Annotated in this window: 20 protein-coding genes; 6 read left to right on the top strand and 14 right to left on the bottom strand. The window is 65.8% G+C overall.

From position 1 onward, the window contains the following. Positions 1-9 precede the first annotated feature (9 nt). From BEK68_RS17895 to gatC, 9 genes are all read right to left on the bottom strand, one after another. Positions 10-528, bottom strand: coding sequence for a metal-dependent hydrolase (locus BEK68_RS17895; RefSeq protein ID WP_024541963.1), 519 nt, complete (start codon positions 526-528; stop codon positions 10-12). A gap of 78 nt (positions 529-606) precedes the next feature. Further along, a complete protein-coding gene (locus BEK68_RS17890) occupies positions 607-1,809 on the bottom strand; it encodes a class I SAM-dependent rRNA methyltransferase (protein WP_012436843.1) in 1,203 nt (400 codons plus the stop codon). 39 nt (positions 1,810-1,848) lie between these two features. Next, on the bottom strand, positions 1,849-2,835 hold the full coding sequence (gene xerC, locus BEK68_RS17885; protein ID WP_004628279.1) for a tyrosine recombinase XerC: 987 nt from the start codon (positions 2,833-2,835) through the stop codon (positions 1,849-1,851). A gap of 14 nt (positions 2,836-2,849) precedes the next feature. After that, positions 2,850-3,539: a DUF484 family protein gene (locus tag BEK68_RS17880; RefSeq protein WP_012436842.1), complete on the bottom strand. Its 690-nt coding sequence runs from the start codon at positions 3,537-3,539 to the stop codon at positions 2,850-2,852. 14 nt (positions 3,540-3,553) lie between these two features. Next, positions 3,554-5,020 carry an Asp-tRNA(Asn)/Glu-tRNA(Gln) amidotransferase subunit GatB gene (gene gatB, locus BEK68_RS17875; RefSeq protein ID WP_009239393.1) on the bottom strand — a complete coding sequence of 489 codons (1,467 nt, stop codon included), beginning with the start codon at positions 5,018-5,020 and terminating at the stop codon, positions 3,554-3,556. A gap of 85 nt (positions 5,021-5,105) precedes the next feature. Next, on the bottom strand, positions 5,106-6,071 hold the full coding sequence (locus BEK68_RS17870) for a dienelactone hydrolase family protein (protein ID WP_004628285.1): 966 nt from the start codon (positions 6,069-6,071) through the stop codon (positions 5,106-5,108). Then, positions 6,068-6,553 carry a hypothetical protein gene (locus BEK68_RS17865; protein WP_004628287.1) on the bottom strand — a complete coding sequence of 162 codons (486 nt, stop codon included), beginning with the start codon at positions 6,551-6,553 and terminating at the stop codon, positions 6,068-6,070. Before BEK68_RS17865 ends, BEK68_RS17870 begins: the two co-directional genes overlap by 4 nt. Positions 6,554-6,592: 39 nt before the next feature. Next, complete coding sequence (gene gatA, locus BEK68_RS17860; RefSeq protein ID WP_009239396.1) at positions 6,593-8,092, bottom strand: Asp-tRNA(Asn)/Glu-tRNA(Gln) amidotransferase subunit GatA; 1,500 nt, start codon at positions 8,090-8,092, stop codon at positions 6,593-6,595. Positions 8,093-8,190: 98 nt separating this feature from the next. Then, positions 8,191-8,490 carry an Asp-tRNA(Asn)/Glu-tRNA(Gln) amidotransferase subunit GatC gene (gene gatC / locus BEK68_RS17855; protein WP_004628291.1) on the bottom strand — a complete coding sequence of 100 codons (300 nt, stop codon included), beginning with the start codon at positions 8,488-8,490 and terminating at the stop codon, positions 8,191-8,193. Between the two features lie 498 nt (positions 8,491-8,988). On the opposite strand from gatC, the gene BEK68_RS17850 reads away from it, so the two are divergent. The 5 genes from BEK68_RS17850 (at position 8,989) to rodA (ending at position 15,470) form a co-directional block, all read left to right on the top strand. After that, complete coding sequence (locus BEK68_RS17850; protein WP_004628293.1) at positions 8,989-10,032, top strand: rod shape-determining protein; 1,044 nt, start codon at positions 8,989-8,991, stop codon at positions 10,030-10,032. A 239-nt stretch (positions 10,033-10,271) separates the two neighbouring features. Further along, positions 10,272-11,318 (top strand): rod shape-determining protein MreC, encoded by a 1,047-nt coding sequence (gene mreC / locus BEK68_RS17845; RefSeq protein ID WP_009239397.1) that lies wholly within the window; start codon positions 10,272-10,274, stop codon positions 11,316-11,318. A gap of 16 nt (positions 11,319-11,334) precedes the next feature. Continuing rightward, complete coding sequence (gene mreD, locus BEK68_RS17840) at positions 11,335-11,847, top strand: rod shape-determining protein MreD (RefSeq protein ID WP_004628297.1); 513 nt, start codon at positions 11,335-11,337, stop codon at positions 11,845-11,847. Between the two features lie 42 nt (positions 11,848-11,889). Then, entirely contained in the window at positions 11,890-14,295 is a 2,406-nt protein-coding gene (gene mrdA / locus BEK68_RS17835; protein WP_004628300.1) for a penicillin-binding protein 2, read from the top strand. A 23-nt stretch (positions 14,296-14,318) separates the two neighbouring features. Further along, positions 14,319-15,470: a rod shape-determining protein RodA gene (rodA, locus tag BEK68_RS17830; protein ID WP_004628301.1), complete on the top strand. Its 1,152-nt coding sequence runs from the start codon at positions 14,319-14,321 to the stop codon at positions 15,468-15,470. 36 nt (positions 15,471-15,506) lie between these two features. Here rodA and BEK68_RS17825 read toward each other — a convergent pair whose 3' ends face one another. Continuing rightward, complete coding sequence (locus tag BEK68_RS17825; protein ID WP_009239398.1) at positions 15,507-17,195, bottom strand: AMP-binding protein; 1,689 nt, start codon at positions 17,193-17,195, stop codon at positions 15,507-15,509. Positions 17,196-17,647: 452 nt separating this feature from the next. On the opposite strand from BEK68_RS17825, the gene BEK68_RS17820 reads away from it, so the two are divergent. After that, complete coding sequence (locus tag BEK68_RS17820; RefSeq protein WP_004628304.1) at positions 17,648-18,586, top strand: LysR family transcriptional regulator; 939 nt, start codon at positions 17,648-17,650, stop codon at positions 18,584-18,586. A 74-nt stretch (positions 18,587-18,660) separates the two neighbouring features. Here BEK68_RS17820 and BEK68_RS17815 read toward each other — a convergent pair whose 3' ends face one another. The 4 genes from BEK68_RS17815 to BEK68_RS17800 form a co-directional block, all read right to left on the bottom strand. Further along, entirely contained in the window at positions 18,661-21,291 is a 2,631-nt protein-coding gene (locus tag BEK68_RS17815) for a DNA topoisomerase III (RefSeq protein WP_012436841.1), read from the bottom strand. Positions 21,292-21,544: 253 nt separating this feature from the next. Further along, positions 21,545-21,925 (bottom strand): thioredoxin family protein, encoded by a 381-nt coding sequence (locus tag BEK68_RS17810; RefSeq protein ID WP_012436840.1) that lies wholly within the window; start codon positions 21,923-21,925, stop codon positions 21,545-21,547. Between the two features lie 61 nt (positions 21,926-21,986). Continuing rightward, the gene (gene dprA / locus BEK68_RS17805; protein WP_065851843.1) at positions 21,987-23,195 is read right to left on the bottom strand and encodes a DNA-processing protein DprA; all 1,209 of its coding nucleotides are present in this window, start codon (positions 23,193-23,195) and stop codon (positions 21,987-21,989) included. A 25-nt stretch (positions 23,196-23,220) separates the two neighbouring features. Next, positions 23,221-24,408 carry a LysM peptidoglycan-binding domain-containing protein gene (locus BEK68_RS17800; protein ID WP_012436838.1) on the bottom strand — a complete coding sequence of 396 codons (1,188 nt, stop codon included), beginning with the start codon at positions 24,406-24,408 and terminating at the stop codon, positions 23,221-23,223. Positions 24,409-24,467: the final 59 nt, after the last annotated feature.

Raw genomic sequence — 24,467 nt, 5'->3', positions numbered from 1 at the left:
GCAGCCGGCTCATCGCGCCACGTGGGCGAACCATCCAACTACGCGCGTTGCCGTCGCCGCCCACAACGGCCGCACGAGCCAGCATGCCGCGGCCCATGCCAGGATCACCACAATCAGATCGCAGTGGCCGCTCTTCCACAAGTTCAGGGAATGGCGCCCCCAGATCCAGGGCACGCCCAACGGATTCGGCCAGTCCGCCAGCAGGTGCATCAGGCCGCCACAGGCGAAGCCGAACAGCAGCGGCGCCCACAGGTGCGCATGGCCCAGCGCCTGGTACGACAGAACAAGCACGGCTATCCAACCGATGCCCCAATGGGTGGCGGTGCGGTGCGTGATCCAGAGGCGGCGCGCACGGGTCCACCAGGCCACCTCCATCCAGTCAGGCGCGGTGCTGCCGGCCACCGCCGCGCAAAACGCCAGGATGCTGCCGAGATGTTCGAGAGACGTATGGGAAGCCTGTGCGACGAGGGTGGCGGCAATCAGGCCTGCTGCCCAGCCCGTCGCGTGATGGGCAGCATTGGAAGCCATCGACGAGATGCGGAAAACGAAGGACCGCATCTTCGCAATGGCGGCTTGCCGGGACAAGCCAAAAATTGCGACAAATTGCTAGCCAACTTGCAGCAGCAGCCCCTTGAGGTACTCGCCTTCCGGAAAGCTCGTCAGCAGCGGGTGGTCGACGCCGCCGGCCAGCCGGCGTTGGATGCGCGCCGTGACCTTGGCATCGGCCGCCGCGCCCGCGACGATTTTCTGGAACAGGTCTGCGTCGATCGCACCCGAGCACGAATACGTGAACAGCAGGCCACCCGGTCGCAGCAACTGCATGCCGACGAGGTTGATCTCCTTATATGCCCGCGCCGCACGATCGACCTGCTGCGCCGACGCCGCAAACTTGGGCGGATCCAGCACGATCAGGTCGAACTGGCGGCCTTCCGCGCGGAAGTTGCGCAGCGACTTGAAGACGTCCGCGTCCAGCCACTCGGCGCGCGCCGGATCGAAGCCGTTGAGCGTGACGTTGCGCTCAGCCACCGCCAATGCCTCGCCCGACGAGTCGATCGACACCACCGAGCGCGCCCCGCCCTTGAGCGCCGCCAGCGAAAACCCGCCGGTGTAACAGAAGCAGTTCAGCACATCGCGATCGCGCGCCAAGGCGCCAACGAGCGCGCGGTTGTCGCGCTGATCGATGTAGAAGCCCGTCTTGTGGCCTTCGCGCACATCCACGTAGTAGCGCACGCCGTGCTCGGTGGCAGACAGGTCGGCGGCAGGTTCCGCACCGGCCAGCACACCGGTCATCTGCTCCAGGCCTTCGCGCTCGCGCACGCTCACGTCCGACCGTTCGTAGACGTTCGGGCAACCCGTCTCGTTGAAGAGCGCGGCGATGATCGCCTGCTTCCAGTGCTCCACGCCCGCGGCGCTGAACTGGCAGACGAGTTGGCCCCCGTTACCATCCTTGCCTGCGCCGTACTGGTCGACGATCAACCCGGGCAGGCCGTCGGCTTCGCCCATGACGAGGCGCACGGCGTCGGTGTCGCGCACCCACGCGCGGCGGTACGCCACGGCGGCGGCAATGCGGCGCTTGAAGAATGCGTGGTCGACCGGCTCGGCTTCGTCGAACGACCACACGCGCGCGCGAATCTGCGAGACGGGGCTGAACGCGGCGCGCGCCAGAAACTGGCCGTTGTGCGCGCGCACGATGACGGTCGCACCGGAGGCCGGCTTGCCCTCCACGCGATCGATGGCGTTGGCGAAAATCCACGGGTGCCGGCGCAGCAGCGAGCGCTCCTTGCCGGGCTTCAGAATCAGGGTTTGCATACGACTGGGGATGGGGCGCCCGAAGGCTCGGGCAATGCGCTACTTCTTCTTCGCGCGGGGATGCGCCTGATCGTAGATCTTGGCCAGGTGCTGAAAATCGAGCGAAGTATAAACCTGCGTGCTGGCAATGCTGGCGTGCCCGAGCAGTTCCTGCACCGCGCGCAGGTCGCCGGACGACTGCAGCATGTGCGTGGCAAACGAATGCCGCAGCACGTGCGGGTGCACATCCGCCGGCACACCCGCCGCGATGGCGTTGCGCTTCATGCGCAATTGAATCTGCCGCTGCGCCAGCCGCTTGCCCCGCGGCGAGAGAAACAGCGCGTGCGCGTCTTCAGGTGCGGCGTCCGACTTGGCAAGCTGCGCGCGCACCGCCAGCCACGCAGCCAGCGCTTCCGTCGCCTTGGTGCCCACCGGCACGGTGCGCCGCTTGCTGCCCTTGCCGAGCACCTGCACCTCGCGCGCCTCCAGATCGAGCCAACTCGCCGATTCATACGCGCCGGCCTTCACGTGGCGCATGTCGAGGCTGACGAGCTCGGAGAGCCGCAACCCGCACGAATAGAACAGCTCGTTGACGGCGCGGTCGCGAATCGTCTCGGCGTCGTCGCCGGGCAATTGCTCCATCAGCGCGACGGCTTGCTCGACGGACAACGCTTTCGGCAGCCGCTTCGGGCTCTTCGGGGCGCGTACGCCATCGACGGGATTGGCGGTGACAGCGGCATCGCGCAGCGCCATCCATTTGAACCAGCCGCGCCACGCCGACAGCGCCCGCGCAATGCTGCGACCGGACAAACCGTCGCCATGCAGTTGCGCCATCATGCGGCGAATGTGGTGCGACTGCAGTTGCGTCAGGTCGATATTGGCGGCGTGCTGCGCACCCAGGCGCTGCAACACGGCCAGCTCGCGGGTGTAGCTCTGCAGCGTATGCGGCGAGAGCTGCCGCTCGAACTTCAGCGCATCCAGGTACGCCGCAATCTGCGGATGCGGCGCTTGGGCGCCATGGTCATCGACGGATGCGGATTGCGGCATGCGGCGGGCTGCGCTCAGTCGCGCAGGCGGTTGAGCGCGGCAGCGGCCAGTTCGCCGATCTGCGCGAGGTAGGTCGTGCCCATGCCGTCATGGAAGCGGCGGGCGTCCGGCGAGCCGAGCACCAGCAGGCCGAATGCTGGCGCGACGCTGGCGTCGGCATCACCACGCACCGGCACGCGCAGCGTGACGATGGCGAGCGATTCGATCGGTGCGCCGCCGGTATCCGACGTGTCGAGCCAGCCGGCGGCTTCAAAGCCCGCATTGGCGCCGCAATACGGCGCACGCAGGCCGGCCGCAAACAGGCGCACTTCCTCGCTCACGCCCTGCGCGACTTCCAGGTGCGCGAATTCTTCGCCGACCTGCCACACGCGCAGCGCGACAGCCGGCACGTCAAAGATTTCACGCAGACCATCCTGCACGGCATAAGGCAACGCATGCGTGTCGGCCTCCCCCAGCAGGCGCGCCGTCCATGCGTGCACGCGCTGCTGCGTGCGGTCGTTCTCGTTGCCGTGGCGCATCAGGTCCGACAGCTTGAGCTCGAGGTGCTTGTTCTTGTCGCGCAGGATTTCCATCTGGCGCTCCTGCAGCGACACCGCGCGATGGCTGTGCGGGCTCGTCAGTTGAATGGCGGCCAGCAGCTCGGCGTGCTCTTCAAAGAAGGCCGGATGCGCCTGCAGGTAGTTGGCGACGTCTTGTGCGTTCATCGTGGAGGTGCTCATCAGGCTGCGCCCAGTTTCTTCTTCAGCAAATCGTTAACTTGCGCGGGGTTGGCCTTGCCGCGCGTGGCCTTCATGGCCTGACCGACCAGCGCGTTGAATGCCTTCTCCTTGCCGGCGCGGAATTCCTCGACCGACTTGGCATTGGCTGCCAGCACGTCGTCGATGATCTTCTCCAGCTCGCCCGAATCCGACATCTGCTTCAGGCCCTTCTCGGCGATGATCGCGTCGGCATCGCCACCGTGCTCGCCTGCCCACATGGCGGGGAAGACGTCCTTCTTGGCGGTGTTGTTGCTGATCGTGCCGTCGGCAATGCGTGCGAGCAGCTTGGCCAGTTGCGCAGGCGACACCGGCGCAGCGTCGATGTCCAGATCGGCGCGGTTCAGGTTCGAGGCGACCTCGCCCATGATCCAGTTGGCGGCAGCCTTGGCGTTCGCAGCGCCCGCATCGGCCACGACGGCCTCGAAGTAGGCAGCCGTCGCTTTGGTGGCGGTCAGGATGCTGGCGTCGTACTTCGGCAGGCCGTACGCCGACTCAAAGCGCGCAGCCATGGCCGCCGGCAGTTCGGGCAGCGTGGCGCGCACACGCTCGATCCAGTCGTCGCCGATGACGAGCGGCAGCAGGTCGGGATCCGGGAAGTAACGGTAATCCTGCGCGTCTTCCTTGCTGCGCATCGAGCGCGTTTCCTTGCGGTCCGGGTCGTACAGGCGGGTTTCCTGCACCACGGTGCCGCCGTCTTCGATCAGCTCGATCTGGCGGCGCACTTCATAGTTGATCGCCTCTTCCAGGAAGCGGAACGAGTTGAGATTCTTGATTTCGCAGCGTGTGCCGAACGGTGCGTCCGGGCCGCGGCGCACCGACACGTTCGCGTCGCAGCGGAAGCTGCCTTCCTGCATGTTGCCGTCGCAGATGCCCAGCCACATCACCAGCGCGTGCAGCGCCTTGGCATAGGCCACGGCCTCGGCGGCGCTGCGCATGTCCGGCTCGGTCACGATTTCCAGCAGCGGCGTGCCGGCGCGGTTCAGGTCGATGCCGGTCATGCCGGCAAAGTCTTCGTGCAGCGATTTGCCGGCGTCCTCTTCCAGATGGGCGCGCGTGAGCTGCACGGTCTTCTCATAGCCGGGCTGGCCGTTCTTGCCTTCCACCTGGAAGGTCAGCGTGCCGCCCTGCACCACCGGAATTTCGTACTGGCTGATCTGGTAGCCCTTGGGCAGATCAGGGTAGAAATAATTCTTGCGCGCGAAGATGCTCTTGGGCGCGATCTTGGCGCCGATGGCCAGGCCGAACACGATGGCGCGCTCGACGGCGCCTTTGTTCAGCACCGGCAGCACGCCCGGCAGCGCCAGGTCAACGGGCGCCGCTTGCGTGTTGGGCGCCGCGCCAAAGGCGGTGGACGCGCCGGAGAAAATCTTCGAGACCGTCGAGAGCTGCGTGTGCGTCTCGAGGCCGATCACCACTTCCCATTGCATGTTGCGTGTGTCCTGTCGATTGTTGTGGTGTGAATGTCTAGGTACTCAGGTATTCCGGTATTCAGGTGTTCTTGCATGGCTGCGATCAGGGGTGCGGCGCATCGAGCCACGCCGCGAGCTTCGCGAACGCCGCTTCGCGCGCTGCCGGATCGCCGCCGACCGTGACCGTTCCGTAGCGACGTCCCTTCGGGACGCCGTTGCGCTCCGTGACCGGCGCCGTGCCGTCGAAGCCGTGATACGCACCGCCAAACATGTCCAGCTCGAAACGGGCCTGCGGCTGCCGCGCCAGTACGGCCGTCTGTAGCGCCTGGCAGTGATCAGCCGGCGTCCAGTCGTCGTTGCCGCCGGCCAGCAGCAGCAATGGCGCATTCAGCCGATAGTCCGGCCGCTTCTGCGCCGACGCACAGCCGGGATAGAACGCCACCGCGCGATTAACCGGGGGCGTATCTGCGGGCCAGGCGCGGCTGGCGTCGACGGCCTCCAGCACAGCCTGCGCGCCGTTGGACCAGCCGAGCAGTACGATGCGGCGCGCGTCCACGCCCGGCTGCCCCGCCACCCAGCGGATCGTTGCCAGCACGTCGGCGCGGCGCACCGCGCCATTGATATCGCGCGTGGCGGTGCGTTCGGTGCAGATGCCGTGCGGTTTGCCGCGCGGGCCGAAACTGTCGGGAAACACCACCGCGTAACCACGCGCACCCAGCCACTGCGCATAACCGCGATACCGCGAGCCCAGTGCCCTGACATCCGCCCCGGCCGGCGTGTAGAGGCCGCTGCAGCCGTGCAGCGCGATCACCACCGGCGCACCGGTCGCCGGCGCCTTGAGGGGCGATGCAACCCAGTAGGCGGTCAGCGTTTGCGGTGCATCCTCTGCGTCTTTCATGGACGCACGCGGAATTTCCACCGTCTGCACGCCAAGCTCCGCCGACGAGAGCGCACGCGCAGCGGGCATATCCGGCAGGGCACCTTCGGCGTCCGGCGTCGGTTGCGCGACGGCGTGCAACGCCAGCGCGCCCGCCAGCGCCGCCAGCACGCGAAGCGATGTCCGCGTCACCGGGCATTCCGGGCGCACTGGCCCGTTTGCGGGTCGAACATCACCGGCCAGGCTTCTTCGTAGATGCCGGGCGTGCAATGCGCCTCGCAGTTGGCGTGCGCCAGCGTGACGCGGCGCGGGTCCTGCCAGACCATCAGCGTGCAATTGCCGTAGCGCTCGCGCAGCTCGATGCTGGGGCGGCGCTTGGTCTGCCGGAACGTCGACAAATCGAACTGACACGAACCGCGCCGGCCGACCCACAACTGCCATTGCATGGCGCTGACATTGTTGTCGGCCACGGTCAGCGTCGCCTGCTCGCGGAAACCGTCTTCTTCGGTCTGGCTGCAGTAGCCGTTGACGTCGATGCGGCGGTCGGAAATCGGCGGCGGCTTGGTCGTCGGGCGGCTGATGCCCGGAATCGACGGCAGCGGAATCGGCACGCACGCCGCCAGCAGGCCGGCGGCAAGCGCCAGCCCGAGTGCAGTGCGGATGCAGTGGTTCATGCGTGCCTCCTGCATGGAGCGGATACGTCTGTACGGGCCTCAAGCCGCCGGCTGGCGGTGGTGCCAGTCGGTCGCCTGCTGGAACGCATGCGCAATCTGCAGCATGCGTGCCTCTTCAAAATAGTTGCCGATGATCTGCAAGCCAACCGGCAGACCGTTGGCGCCAAAACCGGCCGGCACGCTCATGCCCGGCAGGCCGGCCAGGCTGGTCGACAGCGTGAAGATGTCGGCCAGGTACATCTGCACGGGGTCGCTCGTCTTCTCGCCCAGTTTCCAGGCGACGGTCGGGGCCACGGGGCCCATGATCACGTCGCACTGGCGGTTGGCACCAGCCAGCACGTTCTGGAAATCCTGCGCGATGATCCGGCGAATCTTCTGCGCCTGCAGGTAATAGGCGTCGTAATAACCGTGGGACAGCACATAGGCACCCACCAGGATGCGGCGCTTGACCTCCCAGCCGAAACCTTCAGCACGGGACTTGCGGTACATGTCGGCCAGATCGCGGTATTCCGCCGCGCGGTGGCCGTAACGCACGCCGTCAAAGCGCGACAGGTTCGACGAAGCCTCTGCCGGAGCGATCACGTAGTACGTCGGGATCGACAGCTCGGTCTTCGGCAGGCTGATGTCGACCAGCGTGGCGCCGAGCTTTTCCAGCTCGGCCAGCGCGGCGCGTACCGTGGTGCGTACGTCATCGGCCAGGCCTTCGCCAAAATACTCCTTGGGCAGACCGATGCGCAGGCCGGCCAGCGGGCGTGCGGCATCTGCGCCTTGCAGCGGCTGGCCGAGCAGGCGGCCGAAGTCTTCCACGTCGCCACCGCGACCGGGTTCCAGACTGGTGGAATCGCGTGGGTCAAAGCCGGCCATGGCAGACAGCAGCAGCGCGCAATCTTCGGCCGTGCGCGCCATCGGGCCGCCCTGGTCCAGCGACGAAGCGAAAGCGATCATGCCGTAGCGCGACACGCGGCCGTACGTCGGCTTGATCCCGGTAATGCCCGAGAACGATGCCGGCTGGCGGATCGAGCCGCCGGTGTCCGTTCCGGTTGCAGCAGGCGCCAGATCGGCCGCCACCGCTGCCGCCGAGCCGCCCGACGAGCCGCCCGGCACGTGCTCGAGGTTCCACGGGTTCTTGACCGCGCCGAACGCCGAGTTCTCGTTGGACGAGCCCATCGCGAATTCGTCCATGTTGGTCTTGCCCAGCGTCACCATGCCGGCCGCGCCCAGGCGCTCGACCACGGTGGCGTCAAACGGGCTGACGTAGTTGCCGAGCATCTTGGAGCCCGCCGTGGCACGCCAGCCGCGGGTGACGAACACGTCCTTGTGCGCGATCGGGACGCCGGTCAGCGGCGCCGCGTTGCCGGCCGCAATGCGTGCGTCGGCGGCCCGCGCCTGGGCAAGCGTCGCCTCGGCGTCGACATGGGTAAAGGCGTTGAGATGCGCCCCGGCCTCGATGCGCGACAGGTAATGGCGCGCCAGTTCCTCCGCCGAAACCTCTTTGGCGGCGAGTTGGGCGGACAGGGCTTTGATCGTGGATGCGGTCATCGAATACGTTCGGATGGGCTGCCGGCAGCGGCCGGCGACGTCGAATGGAGTGGGCTCAAGACAAGCGCGGACGCGCCGTTTACGCGAATTACCGCGGGTTACTCGATCACCTTGGGCACAAGGTACAGGCCGGCCTCGGTGGCCGGGGCGCATTGCTGGTAGTCCGCACGGCGGTCGGCCTCGGTGACGGCATCGTCGCGCAGACGCTGGGCTTGCGCCTGGACCTGCTCGATCGGGTGGGCCATCGGCTCGATGCCGGTGGTGTCCACGGCCTGCATCTGCTCGACCAGCGAGAAAAACTGGTTGAGCTGCGTGAGGGTCTGCGCGGCCTCGCCTTCGGAGACTTCGATACGGGCGAGATGGGCGATGCGTTTGACGTCGGAGAGTTCGAGTGCCATCGGAGTGGATCAGTGAGTGCAGCGGCGGGCGGGCAGCATGTGCGGCTGCGGCAAGCGACGGGTACTGCGCGCAACGCACGCGCAGGTGGGCCCCGGATGTGCCGATTGGCCGCAAAATTGGAGGCAAACGCCCGCGAAACGCTCGAATTATAAGGTATGATTGCCGACTAAATTTCTAAGTCAGCAGGCGACTTCGTGCAGTCACGGACCCTCTGATTAAGTACCCCGGGAACCTCCCGGCAGTCGCACCGTCAGCATCAGGCGACACTTAATCAAAGGTTCCTTGGGGGCCCCCTCTCCGGGCGGCCCAGCCTCGGCAGGATGGCCAGTGCCACGGCACCCCACCGTCGATCACCACGGAGCCCGCGACATTCCCGGGAGCGCAGTAGCAGGATCGGACCGCATGGCATGCCCTTGCGACGTCCGCGCGTTGGTGCAGCCGTTGCGCCGCAATCCTGCTGCTGGGCCGCCCATGACTCGAAAAACAGGATTCATTCGATGTTCGGCTTTTTGCGCAGCTATTTCTCCAACGATCTCGCGATCGACCTCGGCACTGCCAACACCCTGATCTACGTCCGCGACAAGGGCATCGTCCTTGACGAGCCGTCGGTGGTGGCCATCCGCCAGGAAGGTGGCCCGAACGCCAAGAAGACCATCCAGGCTGTCGGTAAGGAAGCCAAGCAGATGCTGGGCAAGGTGCCGGGCAATATCGAGGCGATCCGCCCGATGAAAGACGGCGTGATCGCCGACTTCACCGTCACCGAGCAGATGCTCAAGCAGTTCATCAAGATGGTGCACGACACCAAGCTGCTGCGCCCGAGCCCGCGCATCATCATCTGCGTGCCGTGCGGTTCGACCCAGGTCGAGCGTCGCGCCATCCGTGAATCGGCGCTGGGTGCCGGCGCATCGCAGGTCTACCTGATTGAAGAACCGATGGCCGCTGCCATTGGCGCCGGTCTGCCGGTGTCGGAGCCGTCGGGCTCGATGGTGGTGGACATTGGCGGCGGCACCACCGAGGTGGGCATCATCTCGCTGGGCGGCATGGTCTACAAGGGCAGCGTGCGCGTGGGCGGCGACAAGTTCGACGAGGCCATCGTCAACTATATCCGCCGCAACTACGGCATGCTGATCGGCGAACAGACCGCCGAAGCCATCAAGAAGGAAATCGGCTCGGCCTTCCCGGGTTCGGAAGTGCGCGAGATGGAAGTGAAGGGCCGCAACCTGTCGGAGGGCATTCCGCGCGCCTTCACGGTGTCGTCCAACGAAATTCTGGAAGCGCTGACCGACCCGCTGAACCAGATCGTCTCGTCGGTGAAGATCGCGCTGGAACAAACCCCGCCGGAACTGGGCGCCGACATTGCCGAGCGCGGCATGATGCTCACCGGCGGCGGCGCACTGCTGCGCGACCTCGACCGCCTGCTGGCCGAAGAAACCGGTCTGCCGGTGCTGGTGGCCGAAGACCCGCTGACCTGCGTGGTGCGCGGCTCGGGCATGGCGCTTGAGCGCATGGACAAGCTCGGCAGCATCTTCTCGTACGAATAACGGGACCATGCGCCACGCCGATCCGCGTTCCGCTGTTGCGACCGATTTCGTGACTGCCGTTGTGGTCACGCCAGCCGCCTTCGCGGACCGCTGAGATGCGTCTCGCGCAGGTGCACCGTGCTCCGCCCACCCAGGGCTTGGGCACCGCACCAGCGCCACACCCAATCTGTTGCCGGCAGGCCGTTGACCTTGACGTTGACCGTCACGCGTCTGCCGTGCCCATTTGAAGCGTCCGGGTCATGGATTACTCCCCGCCGCCCCTCTTCAAGCAGGGTCCGTCCGCCACCGCGCGGCTGGTCGCTTTGCTCGCGCTTGCACTTGCCTTGCTGGTGATCGATGCCCGCATGTCCGTGCTGGGTGTAGTCCGGCAAGTCGTGTCGGTCATCCTGTACCCCGTCGAGCGCCTGGTGCTGATTCCACGCGATACGGCACGCGCCGCGCTCGATTACACCCAATCGTCCACCAGGCTGGCCGTCGATAACCGCAACCTGCGCGAATCGGCGGTTGCCCAGGCGCAGCAATCGCTGCGCGCCTCGCAGCTCGAAGCCGAGAACCGCAATCTGCGCACGCTGCTCAATCTGAAGCAGCACGCGGCGGTGCCCACGGTGGCGGCGGAAGTCCTCTACGAAGCACGTGACCCTTATACGCAGCGCATCGTGATCGATCGCGGCTCGAAGGACGGCGTGCGCGCCGGCTACCCGGTCATCGATGACCGCGGCGTGGTCGGCCAGGTGACGCGCGCGTCGCTGTTCGAATCGCAAGTCACGCTGCTAACCGACAAGGACCAGTCGATCCCCGTGGAGGTGGTGCGCAACGGCCTGCGCAGCGTCGCCTTTGGCGGTGCCCGACCGGGCGCGCTGGACCTGCGCTTCATGGCCGCCTCGGCGGATCTGCAGCAGGGCGACCTGCTCGTGACGTCGGGGCTGGACGGGGTCTATCCGGCGGGCCTGCCGGTGGCGCGCATTTCGCAAATCGAGCGCAAGGCTGATACCGCGTTCTCGCGCGTGATCTGCGAGCCGGTGGCCGGCATCCGCAGCAACCGGCACCTGCTGATCGTGAAGTACGAATCGGGCTTCCCGCCGCCGACGGATCTGTCGCCGCCGCCCGCAGCCAAAGGCAAGAACGCTGCCCGCGATGCCCGCGAAGAAAAGGACCGCGCCGCACGCGCCGCCGCCGAAGCCAATGTGCCGGCACCCGCGCCCGCAGCCGACGAAAACGCCCCGCCACCGCGCCCGACCGACGCCGACGGCAATCCGCTGGACACCGATTCAGCGCAAAAACGCTGAAGCGAGGCCATCGATCATGAACTCGCCCCAATATCTGCTGCGCCCGGTCAACCCTGGCTTCATCGCTTTCAGCTTCGTGCTGGCGTTCCTGTTCAACCTGATGCCGTGGGGCCACATGCAGTGGATTCCCGATCTGGTGGCACTGGTGCTGGTGTTCTGGAACATCCATCAGCCGCGCCGCGTGGGCATGGTGGTGGCTTTCCTGCTGGGCCTGTTGATGGACGTGCACGAAGCGCGCCTGCTTGGCGAACATGCGATGGCGTACACGATGCTGTCGTACTTCGCGATCACGATTCACCGGCGCGTGCTGTGGTTCACGGTGCTGTCGCAGGCGCTGCATGTGCTGCCGCTGCTGGTGCTGGCGCACGCCGTACCGATCGTCATCCGTCTGCTGATGGGCGCGCACCTGCCGGACTGGCAGGTCATCCTGCCGCCGCTGATCGAAGCCGCCCTGTGGCCGTTCGCCAACGCCTTCTTGCTGGCGCCGCAGCGTCGCCCGGAGAGCGTCGACGAAACCCGGCCCATCTAAGGCGGCCGACCTGATGCGCCCCGCTATTCGCCCTCACCTGGCATGACCGAAATCCGCAACGTCGAACAGGAGCTGTCGCGCTTCCGCCTGCGGCTGGCGGCGGCCGCCCTGTTCGTGCTCATCTGCTTCGGGCTGCTGCTGGCGCGTTTCTTCTGGCTGCAGCAGGTCAAGCACGAGCAGTACTCGGCCAAGGCGGAAGACAACCGCATCTCGGTCGCGCCCATCGAGCCCAACCGCGGCATCATCATGGACCGCAACGGCGTGGTGCTGGCGCGCAACTATTCGGCCTACACGCTGGAGATCACGCCGTCCAAGCTGCAGGACACGCTCGACAACACGATCGACCAGCTTGCCCAGGTCGTCGATATCCAGCCGCGCGACCGCCGCCGCTTCAAGCGCCTGATGGAAGACGCGCGCAGCTTCGAAAGTCTGCCGATCCGCAGTCAGCTGACGGACCAGGAAGTCGCGCGCTTCTCGGCGCAGCGTTTCCGCTTTCCGGGCGTGGACGTGCATGCGCGGCTGTTCCGCCAATACCCGCTTGGCGAATCGGCGTCGCACGTGATCGGCTACATCGGGCGCATCTCCGAGCGCGACCTGGACCGCATCGACAACATGAGCGATGCCAACAGCCAGCCTGGCGTGACGTATGACCCGCGCAAGGATTCCAACAACTACAGCGGCACGGAGTACATCGGCAAGGTCGGCATCGAGCAGAGCTACGAGACCGAGCTGCACGGCCTGACCGGCTACGAAGAGGTGGAGGTGAGCGCGGGCGGCCGGCCGATCCGGACGCTGTCGACCTCACAGGCAACGCCGGGCAACAACCTGATCCTGTCGCTCGACATCAACCTGCAGCGGCTGGCCGAGCAGCTCTTCGGCAACCGGCGCGGGGCGCTGGTGGCGATCGAGCCAGAGACGGGCGACATCCTGGCCTTTGTCTCCAAGCCGACGTTCGATCCGAACCTGTTCATTGAGGGTATCGACAGCACGACTTGGGGCGAACTGAACAACTCGCCGGACAAGCCGCTGCTGAACCGGCCACTGCGCGGCACGTATCCGCCGGGCTCGACGTACAAGCCGTTCATGGCGCTGGGCGCGCTGGAGCTGGGCAAGCGCACGCCGCAGTGGGGCATGGCTGATCCGGGCTCGTTCACGCTCGGCAACCACACCTTCCGCGACGACGTGCCGGGCGGGCACGGCTGGGTCGACATGTACCGCTCCATCGTGGCGTCGTGCGACACGTATTATTACCGGCTCGCCAACGACATGGGCGTCAATGCCATCCACGATTTCATGAAGCCGTTCGGCTTCGGGCAGGTGACGGGCATCGACATCGAGGGCGAGCGCACCGGCATCCTGCCGTCCACCGACTGGAAGCGCAAAGCCTACAAGCGCCCCGAGCAGCAGAAGTGGTACGACGGCGAAACCATCTCGCTGGGCATCGGCCAGGGCTACAACAACTTCACCATCCTGCAGCTCGCGCATGCGATTTCGACGCTGGCCAACAACGGCGTGGTGATGAAGCCCCACCTGGTAAAGGCGGTCGAAGATTCGCTGTCCAAGTCGCGTGCGCTGACGGTGCCGACCGAGAGCTACCGGATTCCGCTCAAGCAGGCGAACATCGACGTGATCAAGCGCGCCATGGTGGGCGTGAACCAGGCCGGCACGGCGGCCAAGGCGTTCATCGGCGCGCAGTACGTGTCGGCGGGCAAGACCGGTACGGCGCAGGTGTACTCGCTGGGCAAGAACGAGAAGTACAACCACCACGCCATTCCCGAAAACAAGCGCGACCATGCGCTGTTCGAGGCTTTCGCACCGGCGGACCATCCGAAGATCGCGCTGGCGCTGATCGTGGAAAACGCCGGCTTTGGTGCCGCATCGGCCGCACCCATCGCACGCGCGGTCATGGACTATTACCTGACCGGCAAGTGGCCTGCGGAACTGGCCGCCACCGCACCGAAGCCCCAGCAGCAACCGCCGGTGGATACGCCCAGTGTGTTCTCGACCGGCAAGACGGCCACCATCGCCAGCGCGACGGCTGCGCCGCAGGTGACCGCAGAGCCGGCATCCGGGGTCGCTGCTGCTTCGGGCGTGGCAGCCTCCGCCGCCAGTGCAGTGGCCGCCGCTTCGGCGCCGGCCGCGTCGTCGGTGGCAGGGGGCACCACACGCGGTGTGCCGCCGCTGTCGCCGGACCTGGTAGCCCCGGCCCTGCGCGAGGCTGGCACCAGCGCCGAAGCCGTCGCCCCGGCCACCCTGGACGCCCAGGTGCTGCAAGCGCTGTCGCATGCACAACCGGCGCCCGAACTGCCACCGCGCGGACGGGGCAACGCTGCCGCACCGGCTTCGGCTCCAGCGACCACGCCAAAGGGTGCGAAGGACACCAAGCCGGGCAACAAGCCGGCACCGAAGCCCGCGCAGAAACCGGCCTCCAAGCCGGCCGCGCCCTGATATTTGCGCTTGAGGATCTCGCCATGGACAAACTGGACAAGCGCCGCATATTCAACGTCATCAAATCGCTTTTCACCGGCTTCGATGGCCCGCTGGCGCTGATCGTCTTCCTGCTGCTCGGCACGGGATTGGTCGCGCTGTACTCGGCCGCCATCGACATGCCGGGCCGGGTGGAAGACCAGGTCCGCAACATCCTGCTGTCGTTCGTGCTGATGTGGATCATCGCCAACCTGCCGCAGCAGACGCTGATGCGCTTTGCGGTGCCGCTCTACACCGTCGGCGTGGCGTTGTTGATTGGCGTGGCGGCGTTCGGGCTGATCCGCAAGGGCGCGCGGCGGTGGCTCAATATCGGCGTGGTGGTACAGCCTTCCGAGATCATGAAGATCGCCATGCCGCTCATGCTGGCGTGGTACTTCCAGAAGCGCGAGGGCGTGATCCACTGGTACGACTATCTGGCGGCCGCCCTGCTGCTGCTGATTCCCGTGGGGTTGATTGCCAAACAGCCCGACCTGGGCACCGCGCTGCTGGTGCTGGCGGCAGGCATCTACGTGATCTACTTCGCCGGGCTGTCTTGGCGGCTGATCGTGCCGGTGCTGGTCATTGCTGTCACGGCGATCACGCTGGTGGTGTCGTTCGAATCGCGCATCTGCGCACCGGGCGTGAACTGGCCGATCCTGCACGATTACCAGCAACACCGCGTCTGTACGCTGCTCGACCCGACCACCGACCCGCTCGGTAAGGGCTTCCACACCATCCAGTCGATCATTGCCATCGGCTCGGGCGGCGTGACGGGCAAGGGGTGGCTGAAGGGCACGCAAACCCACCTTGAGTTCATCCCCGAGAAGCACACCGACTTCATCTTCGCGGTGTACTCGGAGGAATTCGGGCTGGTCGGCAACGGCGTGCTGCTGTTCCTGTATCTGCTGCTGGTTCTGCGTGGGCTGTTTATTGCCGCCAATGCGGGCACGCTGTTCGGGCGCCTGCTCGCCGGGTCCATCACGCTGATCTTCTTCACCTACGCCTTCGTCAACATGGGCATGGTGAGCGGCATCCTGCCTGTCGTGGGGGTGCCGCTGCCGCTCATCAGTTATGGGGGGACGGCGCTTGTCACGCTGGGCATGGGCATCGGCATCCTGATGAGCATCGCCCGACAGAAACGCTTCGTGCAGACCTGACAAAACGGCCGCCCAATTCTGGCGGCCGTTTTGCTTTCACGCGGCGATGGCGTCTTCGCGCAACAACCTTCGCAGCACCTTGCCCGTCGCGGTAGCCGGCAGCGCCTCATGGAACTTCACGCGCCGCGGCACCTTATACGGCGCCATGTTGTCGCGCGACCAGGCAATCAGTTCGGCTTCCGAGAGCGTTACACCGGTCATCGGCACCACGTGCGCGCAGACGACCTCGCCTTTTTCGGGATCGGGGATGGGCGTCACGGCCACTTGGCGGATGCCCGGATGGCGCGACAGCAGCGCCTCGACCTCTTCCGGAAACACGCTGTAGCCCGACACCTTGATCATTTCCTTGATGCGGCCCTGCCATTGAAGGTAGCCGTCGGGCGAGACCTGGCCGATGTCGCCGGTGCGCAGAAAGCCGTTGTGCAGGACGGCGCGCGTGGCCTCGTCTCGCTGCCAGTAGCCACGGAACACGCCGGGGCTGCGGATGGTGATTTCGCCAGCCTGGCCGGGTGGCAGTTCAGCGCCGGTATGCGGGTCGACGATGCGCACCTCAGTCTGCGGGACGATCTTGCCGTGCCAACCCCAGCGCGGGGCATCGGCGGGCGTGATGGCGTCGCAGGTGTGGGTTTCCGACAGGCCATAGGCGGCTTCGTAGATGCGGCACTGCGGGCCGGCAAAGGCACGCCACTGCTCGGCAATCGCTTCTGTCAGCGTGACGCCGAAGCTGGTGCACGGGTTGGCCACCAAGGATTCCATGCGGTACTGCGCCGCGTCCGGATGCGCCATGACCGCGAGGTTCATTGGCGTCATGCTGTACCAGCGTGTCACGCGGTAGCGGTCAATGGCCTGCAGCACCGCCAGGGGATCGAACCGATAGAGCAGGATGGTCGTCGCGCCGGAATACAGCATCACGTTCATGCCCATCAGCATGCCGGCGATATGAGACAGCGGCGCCACCGCCAGCATCACGTCCGAGGCGTGGATGCCGCTGACCTGCACCGTGACGGCGGTCTTGTACAGTGCGTTGCGATGCGTGAGCATGGCGCCCTTCGGGCGGCCGGTGGTGCCGGAGGTGTAGACCATCAGCGCGACGTCATCCAGGCTCACCTGGATAGCCGCCACGGCGTTGCGCTCAGCCACATCCACGGGCTCAGCCATCAGCTGCATCAGGTCAAGCTGCGCGGCGCCCGGCTTGTTCTTGAGCGGCGGCGCCGACGAGGCATCGGCGGCAATCAGTTCGGGCGGCACGGCCAGCGCCTTGCGGCAGGCCGGCTGCGCGGGCTGCAGATCGGCATAGCGCGTCGTGATGACGGTCATGACCGACGTGCCGGGCCGGGCGGCCTCGACGATCGGCATCAGGTCTGCCGCGGCCACCAGAATCTTGGCGCCAGAATCGGTCAGTTGGTCGCGCAGCTCGTGTTGACGCGACAGCGGCCCGCACGGCACGACGATGCCACCCAGCTTGGCCGTGGCCAGATGGGCAATGATGGCTTGCGGGCAGTTGTGCAGAAACAGTGCAACGCGATCGCCACGCGTCACGCCCAGCCGCTGCAACTGCACCGCCAGCCGCGTCGAGGCCTGATCCAGCTCGCGCCAGCAGATCGTGCGGCCGTACCACAACAGGGCGATGCGCTCGGGCGTTTGCTGCGCATGGTGGGCGCAATACCGGTGCAGCGGCATCTCGCCTGCCAGATAATTGACCGGTTCGCGGTTCTGGATGGTCATGTGGTGTCTCCTCGGCCGCCGGCATCGCGGGGCGATACATCGGCCGTGATGGCTGCCCTCGTTGCGGGGCGCTCATGCGGGTCAGGGTTCGCGGCATCCATCATTTGAGTATGGCGAAGCCGTCTGGCTACCGCCGCACCGATTTGCGCAAGACCCTGTTCCACCCACGATTTGGGCCGAACCTAACCTCGCGCAAGACGAATCCCACAAAAATCTACCGTTCGGTATAGAGTCTCGGCGCAAATCAGCTGTTGCGTCAATCGGTGAGAAGTCGGATACGCAGCCCCGGCAATGAAACATCGCAAACGCAAATTGCGTCGGCATTCTCACATGAGCGTGTGCTCACATTCAAGGATCGCTCCTAGGCAGTGAATTGCTTGTGACAATATTAAATATTTGCCGTCATGACAGATTTGTTCTATTTTTGACAACAAATTATGTGAGAGGCTGGAATGGATCGTTTGCAGTCGATGCGGGTGTTTTCCAAGGTGGTGGAGCTTGGCAGCTTCGCCCGGGCGGCCCAGCATCTGTCGATGAGCAATGCCGTGGTCACGCGTTACGTGGCCGACCTTGAGGCGCATCTCGGCACGCGCCTGCTCAACCGCACCACGCGCAGCCTGTCGCTGACCGACGTGGGCGAAACCTACCTGCAGCGCTGTGCGCAGATCCTGCTCGACATTGACGAGGCGGAATCGCTCGCCACCTCGCGCAGCCAGGCGCTGGTCGGCGGTCTGCGCATCGTCGCCCCCGTCATGTTCGGGCTACACGTGCTACCGATGCTGCTCGCGCGCTTCCAGCAGCTTTATCCCGAGGTCACGTTTGACGTGGCGCTGTCCGATCGCCCCATCGACATCGTCGAGGATGGCCGCGACGTCGGCATCATGGTCTCGGAGCTCGGCCTCGGCTCGCACCTGGTGGCGCGCCGCATGATTTCCGCCGAGATGGTCATGGCCGCCACGCCGGCCTACCTCCGCCAGCATTCCACGCCGCAGCGCGCCGAAGATATTGCCGAGCACCGCGTCATTGCGATGTGGCACCCGCAACTGCGTCACGAATGGGAGATGAGCACCGCCGACGGCCAGTCGATTTCGGTGCCGGTGCAGCCCTCACTCGTCACCAGCAATGCCGAACTGATGCACCGTGCCGTGCTCGCCGACATGGGCATCGCGATTCTGTCGTCGTACATGGCCCGGCCGGATCTGGAGTCCGGACGGCTGGTGCGCTTGCTGCCGCAGTACAAGCTGCCGCAGCGGTCGCTGTCGCTGGTGTACCCGAGCCGCAAGTTCCTGCCAACGAAGGTCCGCACGTTCATCGACTACATGCTGGCCCAAGCGATGGAGGTCAAGCACAGTGAGGCGCGCGCGGGCCGCGGCCTGAGTGAAGCCGCATAAGCGCAGAGCGTATTGCCAAAACAAAACGGGAGGACAGTGTCCTCCCGTTTGCGTGGGCGCCTGCGAAACCGCAATCAAGTTTCGCTGGTGCTTTCCTCGTCGGTCTCGGCTTCCGTGGCTTTCTTGCGCGCCGGAGCCTTCTTGGCGGCCGTCTTGCCCGCGGTCTTGGCCGGCGCCTTCTTGGCAGCGGGCGTTTTTGCCGCGGCCGTCGTCTTCTTCGCCGCGGTCTTGGCGCCGGGCTTGCCCTTGCCTTCGCCGCGCGGCTCGAATTCGAAGCCGATCTTGCCGTCCGGCTGCTTGACCAGGAACGCCTTGAAGTTGCGCCCCGTGCGCGCCGACTTGAAGCCCGTCAGCAGGTCGGTCTTGCCCTCGGTCAGCAGCTTGGCTAACTGCTCCCGGCTGATCTCCTGCTGCAGGATGATCTTGCCGGTGGTGAAGTCGCAGGTCTTGGGCTGCGCCACGGCGTTCTCGCACACGTACTTCAGACCGTGCTCGTAGACGTTGCCGTTGCACTTCGGGCAGTGGCCGACGCTTTCCTGGCCCGAGAAATCGACCGGCTCGCCATCGTCTTCGTCGTTCTGGCCGAAGTCGAACTCCATCTTCCAGTGACCATCTTCCTGCGCCAGCTTGAGGATGGCCGCAAACGGCCGGCCCATCTTGCTGCGGAAGCCCTGCAGCGGGCCGATGGTCTTGTTGGTCAGCAGCTCTTCCACCTCGTCCAGCTCGAACTGGCGGCCACCCGGGATCTTGCTGATCGAGAAGTCGCAGTGGCTGCAGGCGAAGCGGCGGTAGTTCTCCTTGACCACGTGGCCGCATTGCGGACACGGCGTGGAAAGCGTCGCGTAGTCGCCGGGGATGGTGTCGCTGTCGTATTCCTTGGCGCGCTTGACGATCTGCTGCGTCATCTGCGCGATCTCGCGCATGAATTCGTCACGCTCCAGCTGACCACGCTCGATGAGGGAAAGCTTGTGCTCCCAGCCGCCAGTCAACTCGGCTTGCGTCAGTTCTTCCACGCCCAGGCCGCGCAGCAGCGTCATCAGCTGGAACGCCTTGGCCGTCGGAATCAGCTCGCGGCCTTCACGCACGAGGTACTTTTCCGTCAGCAGCCCTTCGATGATGGCCGCGCGCGTGGCTGGCGTGCCCAGGCCTTTGCCGGCCATGGCTTCGCGCAACGCATCGTCGTCGACGAGCTTGCCGGCACCTTCCATGGCAGACAGCAGCGTCGCTTCGTTGTAGCGTGCGGGCGGCTTGGTGGTCAGGCCGACCGGCTCGACCTTGTCAGTCTTGACTTTCTCGTCCTTGGCGACCGGCACGAGGTTGGCATCTTCGCCTTGTGCCTCGCGGCCATAGACGACCAGCCAGCCCGGGTTCACCAGCACCTTGCCTTCGGTCTTGAAGTGATGCCCGGCCACCTCGGTCACGCGGGTGGTGACCTGGTATTCGGCCGCCGGGAAGAACACCGCCAGGAAGCGGCGCACCACCAGGTCGTACAGCTTCTGCTCCGGCTCCGACAGGTTCTTCGGTGCCTGCAGCGTCGGGATGATGGCGAAGTGATCGCTGATCTTGCTGTTGTCGAAGATCCGCTTGTTCGGCTTGACCCACTGGTTGGCGAGAATCTTCTTCGCGTGCGTCAGGTAGTTGGGCGAGCTTTCGCCCAACATGTCGAGGGTCTGCTTGACCGTGCCCATGTAGTCTTCGGGCAGCGCGCGCGAATCGGTACGCGGATAGGTCAGCACCTTGTGCTTTTCATACAGCGCCTGCGCCAGGCCCAGCGTGTTCTTGGCCGAGAAGCCGAAGCGGCCGTTGGCCTCGCGCTGCAGGCTGGTCAGGTCGAACAGTGCCGGCGACATCTGCGTCGATGGCTTCGATTCTTCCGTCACCGAACCCGGCTTGTCGCGACACGCGGCAACGATGCTCTTGGCCTCGGCCTCGCTCCACAGGCGCGAATCCCGGCGTTCGGGATCGAACTCGTCCTTCTTGAACTTCGGGTCGAACCAGCGGCCTTCGTACAGGCCGGCCGCGGCGATGAATTCGGCGCGTACTTCCCAGTAATCGCGCGGGACGAAGCGCTTGATCTTCTCTTCACGCTCCACCACGATCGACAGCGTGGGCGTTTGCACGCGGCCCACAGTGGTCAGGAAGAAGCCGCCACCCTTGCTGTTGAACGCGGTCATGGCGCGCGTGCCGTTGATGCCGACCAGCCAGTCGGCCTCGGAGCGGCAGCGCGCGGCATCCGCCAACGGCATCATGTCCTCGTTGCTGCGCAGCTTGCCAAAGCCATCACGGATGGATTGCGGCGTCATCGACTGCAGCCACAGGCGCTTCACCGGCAGCTTGGTGTTCGCGTGTTGCGCGATCAGGCGGAAGATCAATTCACCTTCGCGCCCCGCGTCACAGGCGTTGATCAGGCCCGTGACGTCCTTGCGCTTGATCAGGCGCGTCAGCACCTTCAGGCGCGACTCCGACTTGGCGATCGGGCGCAGATCAAAGTGCGGCGGGATCACCGGCAGATGGGCGAAGCTCCATTTCCCGCGCTTGACTTCATATTCGTCGGGGGCAGCAATCTCGACCAGGTGGCCAACCGCCGACGAGAGGACGTATTCGTCGCTCTCAAAGTACTCGTCGTGCTTGGTGAAGCCACCCAGCGCGCGCGCGATATCAGCGGCGACCGACGGTTTTTCGGCAATGATGAGAGCCTTGGACATGTGAGCGGATCCTGGCGATCGCAAGTGATCGGGTAAAGAAGAAGTCGCTTTTCTATAACGACCGTTCGCGTGTTTTTTAGAGTCTTATGGCAACGCCTGCCGACTTCAAGTGCCGCGGGCGCTTGTCAGCGTGCCCGTTAGGCGGCCTTCAATAACCCGTCGGCCCCAAATTTGGCCGCCAATCATAAGCGCGGTTCCTTTTCAGGCGCAATAGAGTGGCGCATGCTTCGCTTGAGGTTGTCAAGGCCGGCGATCACGCCGATTCCAACAGCCAGCCTCGCAAGTCCGGGGCCGCTGGCACCGCGGGCGCAACGTGCAGATCACGCGAAAGTAATCCCTCAACGACACCCGCGTGAGGCAAGACGGGGCCGAAAAACAACACATCGTTCCCACGCTGCACCTGCAGGGTCGGAAAGTTCTCAACATCGAAATCGCCTAGCGCGTCGGCATGGTCTTCCACATCGACCCAGACGAAGCAGCACTCCGGGTGCCGCGCCGCGAGTTCAGTGAAGGTTTTGCGATAGCTGCGGCACGTGCCGCACCACTCAGCGCACAGGCACGCCACCAGCAGTTGGCCCGAGCGAATGCGCGCGTGCAGCGTGGCGGCGTCGGTGTCAGGCAAGAGCAGTGGCATGAAAAAAGGCGCTGAGCGACCAGCGGGGTGACGAAGAGGCGCACCTATTGTAGGCACGCTTTCACGGAAGCCGCAGGAAGCGCCCGCCGGGCCGACGCTCGACGCGGCCATCGAGCTCCAGCGCCAGAAGCTGTGCGGACAGCGCAGCAGCGCCCTGACCGGTGCGCTCACACAAGGTATCGAGATCGACGGGATCAAAGCCGAGCGCATCGAGCAATGCGGCCTCAGAAGCACTTGGCGCCGGGCTTGCAACAGTGACAGGTGCGCCAGCAGGCGCTTGTGCCGTGGCCGCACGCGTCGCACGTTTAGCAGGCGCAGCCGCCCGGCCCCAGCCGAGTTCGTCGAGGATATCGGCGGCGGTTTCCACTAGCTTGGCGCCCTGCTTGATCAGCAGGTGGCAGCCCTTGGCCAGTGGCGAATGGATCGACCCCGGAATCGCGAACACATCGCGCCCCTGCTCGGCCGCCAGCCGCGCGGTGATCAGCGAGCCGGACTGCGCCGCCGCCTCTACCACCAGCAGCCCACGCGCCAAACCCGAGATCAGGCGATTGCGGCGCGGGAAGTTCTCGGCGCGTGCGCCCATGCCAAGCGGGTATTCGGAGATGATGACGCCAGCCTCGGCAATGCGATGCGCCAGCGCCCGATTGCGGGCCGGGTAAACAATATCCAGCCCCGTACCCACGACTGCGATGGTGCTTCCCGGGCCGGCCAGCGCGCCCTCATGCGCCGCCGCATCGATGCCGAGCGCCAGGCCCGACACGACGGTCACGCTCGCCGCCGACAGCGCCTGGGAAAACGCCCGGGCGTTGTCGATACCGGCCGCCGTGGCGCTGCGCGCGCCCACCACACCCACCGCGGCGGCGCGCAGCAGGGAGGCGTCGCCCTTGGTGTACAGGAGGGTCGGCGGGTCCGGCAGTTCGAGCAGGCGGGGCGGGTAGCCGCGATCAGCCAGCGTGAAAATGGCGTTGCCCGGCTCGTTCACCCAGGCGACGGTGCACTCGATCAGCGCCGCGAGCGTGTCGTCGGGCTCGGCGAGCACCGCGCGCGCTTGCCGCTCCGGGAGCACCTTGGCGAGCGCGGCATATGGCTGGGCGAAGATGTCTTGCGGCAACCCGAAAGCCGCCAGCAATTGCCGCGCGGCAACGGGCCCAACGCCGGGGGTTTCAGTCAGACGAAGCCACCCGGCCAGTTCAGTCGGATCGCGCGTGCAGGAGAGGGCGGCAGTGGAATCGGCCGCGGCGGACGCCGCGGCCTGAGAGGCATCGGTCAAATCGAGGACTGCGGTAGCGCGTAGTTCAGGGTTGCTGCGACATCGGGTTGCTGACGCTATCGCCCACTTCCACGGCGTTCGATGCGTCCGTCACCAGCGCATAGGCCACGTGCGGGAACACGCGGAACACGAAGGCCAGGCCGTAGCGCTCTGCGGGCAGCTGCACGGCTTCATTGCCGCCCGTCGCGTCCTTCACGACGGCGCCGGCGCGTGCCAGCGACAGCACGTGACCCGGCTCGAGCCCCTGCTGGCTGCCGATGTTCAGCACAACCACCTGGTCGGTACCGCCAAAGCGTACGCCGCCGGTCACCTTGGCGACCGCGCCGTGCATGTCGCCTTCCGGCGCATGCGGCACATAGCGCACCGGCACGCGCGGGGGCAGTGGCATCAGTTGCGAGCCGACGCCCATTTCTTCCTTGGACGACAGCACTTCCATCTTGGTCACCGCCTGCGGGCCGGTCGCCGCGCGCACCACGCGCAGCGTACCGAGGAAGTCGGCTTCGTAGCCGAGCACGTTGCCCGTCACCGGATCCTTGAGCGGACGGACTGGGCGATACGCCTGCCATTCGCTACCGGCCTGGCCGCCTTCGCCCTGCGGCAGGCCGCGGGCGTAGGCGTTTTCGCCCTTGCCCAGATAAACGCGGCCTTCGGGCAGCGAGAAGATGCGCGCCGGCGTGGCCAGCGTGTCTTCATCCACCACGATCGGCTGGGTCAGGAACGGCTCGATGGCGGCGGCGGGAATGCTTGAGATGGCGTCACCGTCCTGCCCCGACACGCGGGTATGCGGCGACAGGCGCACCGTGCTGCCATCCGCCGATGCCGGCGAACTCGACAGCCATGCGCGGCCATTCGCGTGATGCAGATACAGGATCTGGCCCGGATAGATCAGATGCGGGTTGCGGATCTGCTCGCGGTTCATGCCCCACAGCTCGGGCCAGCGATATGGCCGCTTGAGGTACTTGCCCGAGATTGCCCACAGCGTGTCGCCACGGCGCACGGTGTACTGTGCGGGCGCGGTGGCGGCCAGTTCGGATTCGGGGATGCCAGCTTGGGCGGCAGTCGCGGCCTGCGCCTGTTGCGCCGGCGTCACAGTGCGCTCGGCGGCGTGGGCGGCACCCATGCAGAAAAGCGCTACCGCGGCAACCGCCGACAGGGCGCAAACGTAAGGCTGGCGCGCTTTCGTGGCGGCTTGCATGGCGGGCTGAGAGAGCATCGGTGTGTTACGATGGCGCATTATTCTATGAAGAATCGGCGAGTGGTCCGCGTGCCTGT

Source organism: Ralstonia pickettii, from assembly GCF_001699815.1.
Taxonomy (GTDB): Bacteria; Pseudomonadota; Gammaproteobacteria; order Burkholderiales; family Burkholderiaceae; genus Ralstonia; species Ralstonia thomasii.
This window is presented reverse-complemented; position numbering and strand designations above follow the sequence as displayed.

Excerpts from the sequence above, each read along its gene's own strand:
- BEK68_RS17895 (WP_024541963.1), bottom strand. The coding sequence starts at position 528 with ATGGCTTCCAATGCTGCCCATCACGCGACGGGCTGGGCAGCAGGCCTG.
- BEK68_RS17890 (WP_012436843.1), bottom strand. The coding sequence starts at position 1,809 with ATGCAAACCCTGATTCTGAAGCCCGGCAAGGAGCGCTCGCTGCTGCGC.
- xerC (WP_004628279.1), bottom strand. The coding sequence starts at position 2,835 with ATGCCGCAATCCGCATCCGTCGATGACCATGGCGCCCAAGCGCCGCAT.
- BEK68_RS17880 (WP_012436842.1), bottom strand. The coding sequence starts at position 3,539 with ATGAACGCACAAGACGTCGCCAACTACCTGCAGGCGCATCCGGCCTTC.
- gatB (WP_009239393.1), bottom strand. The coding sequence starts at position 5,020 with ATGCAATGGGAAGTGGTGATCGGCCTCGAGACGCACACGCAGCTCTCG.
- BEK68_RS17865 (WP_004628287.1), bottom strand. The coding sequence starts at position 6,553 with ATGAACCACTGCATCCGCACTGCACTCGGGCTGGCGCTTGCCGCCGGC.
- gatA (WP_009239396.1), bottom strand. The coding sequence starts at position 8,092 with ATGACCGCATCCACGATCAAAGCCCTGTCCGCCCAACTCGCCGCCAAA.
- gatC (WP_004628291.1), bottom strand. The coding sequence starts at position 8,490 with ATGGCACTCGAACTCTCCGACGTCAAACGCATCGCCCATCTCGCCCGT.
- BEK68_RS17850 (WP_004628293.1), top strand. The coding sequence starts at position 8,989 with ATGTTCGGCTTTTTGCGCAGCTATTTCTCCAACGATCTCGCGATCGAC.
- mreC (WP_009239397.1), top strand. The coding sequence starts at position 10,272 with ATGGATTACTCCCCGCCGCCCCTCTTCAAGCAGGGTCCGTCCGCCACC.
- mreD (WP_004628297.1), top strand. The coding sequence starts at position 11,335 with ATGAACTCGCCCCAATATCTGCTGCGCCCGGTCAACCCTGGCTTCATC.
- mrdA (WP_004628300.1), top strand. The coding sequence starts at position 11,890 with ATGACCGAAATCCGCAACGTCGAACAGGAGCTGTCGCGCTTCCGCCTG.
- rodA (WP_004628301.1), top strand. The coding sequence starts at position 14,319 with ATGGACAAACTGGACAAGCGCCGCATATTCAACGTCATCAAATCGCTT.
- BEK68_RS17825 (WP_009239398.1), bottom strand. The coding sequence starts at position 17,195 with ATGACCATCCAGAACCGCGAACCGGTCAATTATCTGGCAGGCGAGATG.
- BEK68_RS17820 (WP_004628304.1), top strand. The coding sequence starts at position 17,648 with ATGGATCGTTTGCAGTCGATGCGGGTGTTTTCCAAGGTGGTGGAGCTT.
- BEK68_RS17815 (WP_012436841.1), bottom strand. The coding sequence starts at position 21,291 with ATGTCCAAGGCTCTCATCATTGCCGAAAAACCGTCGGTCGCCGCTGAT.
- BEK68_RS17810 (WP_012436840.1), bottom strand. The coding sequence starts at position 21,925 with ATGCCACTGCTCTTGCCTGACACCGACGCCGCCACGCTGCACGCGCGC.
- BEK68_RS17800 (WP_012436838.1), bottom strand. The coding sequence starts at position 24,408 with ATGCTCTCTCAGCCCGCCATGCAAGCCGCCACGAAAGCGCGCCAGCCT.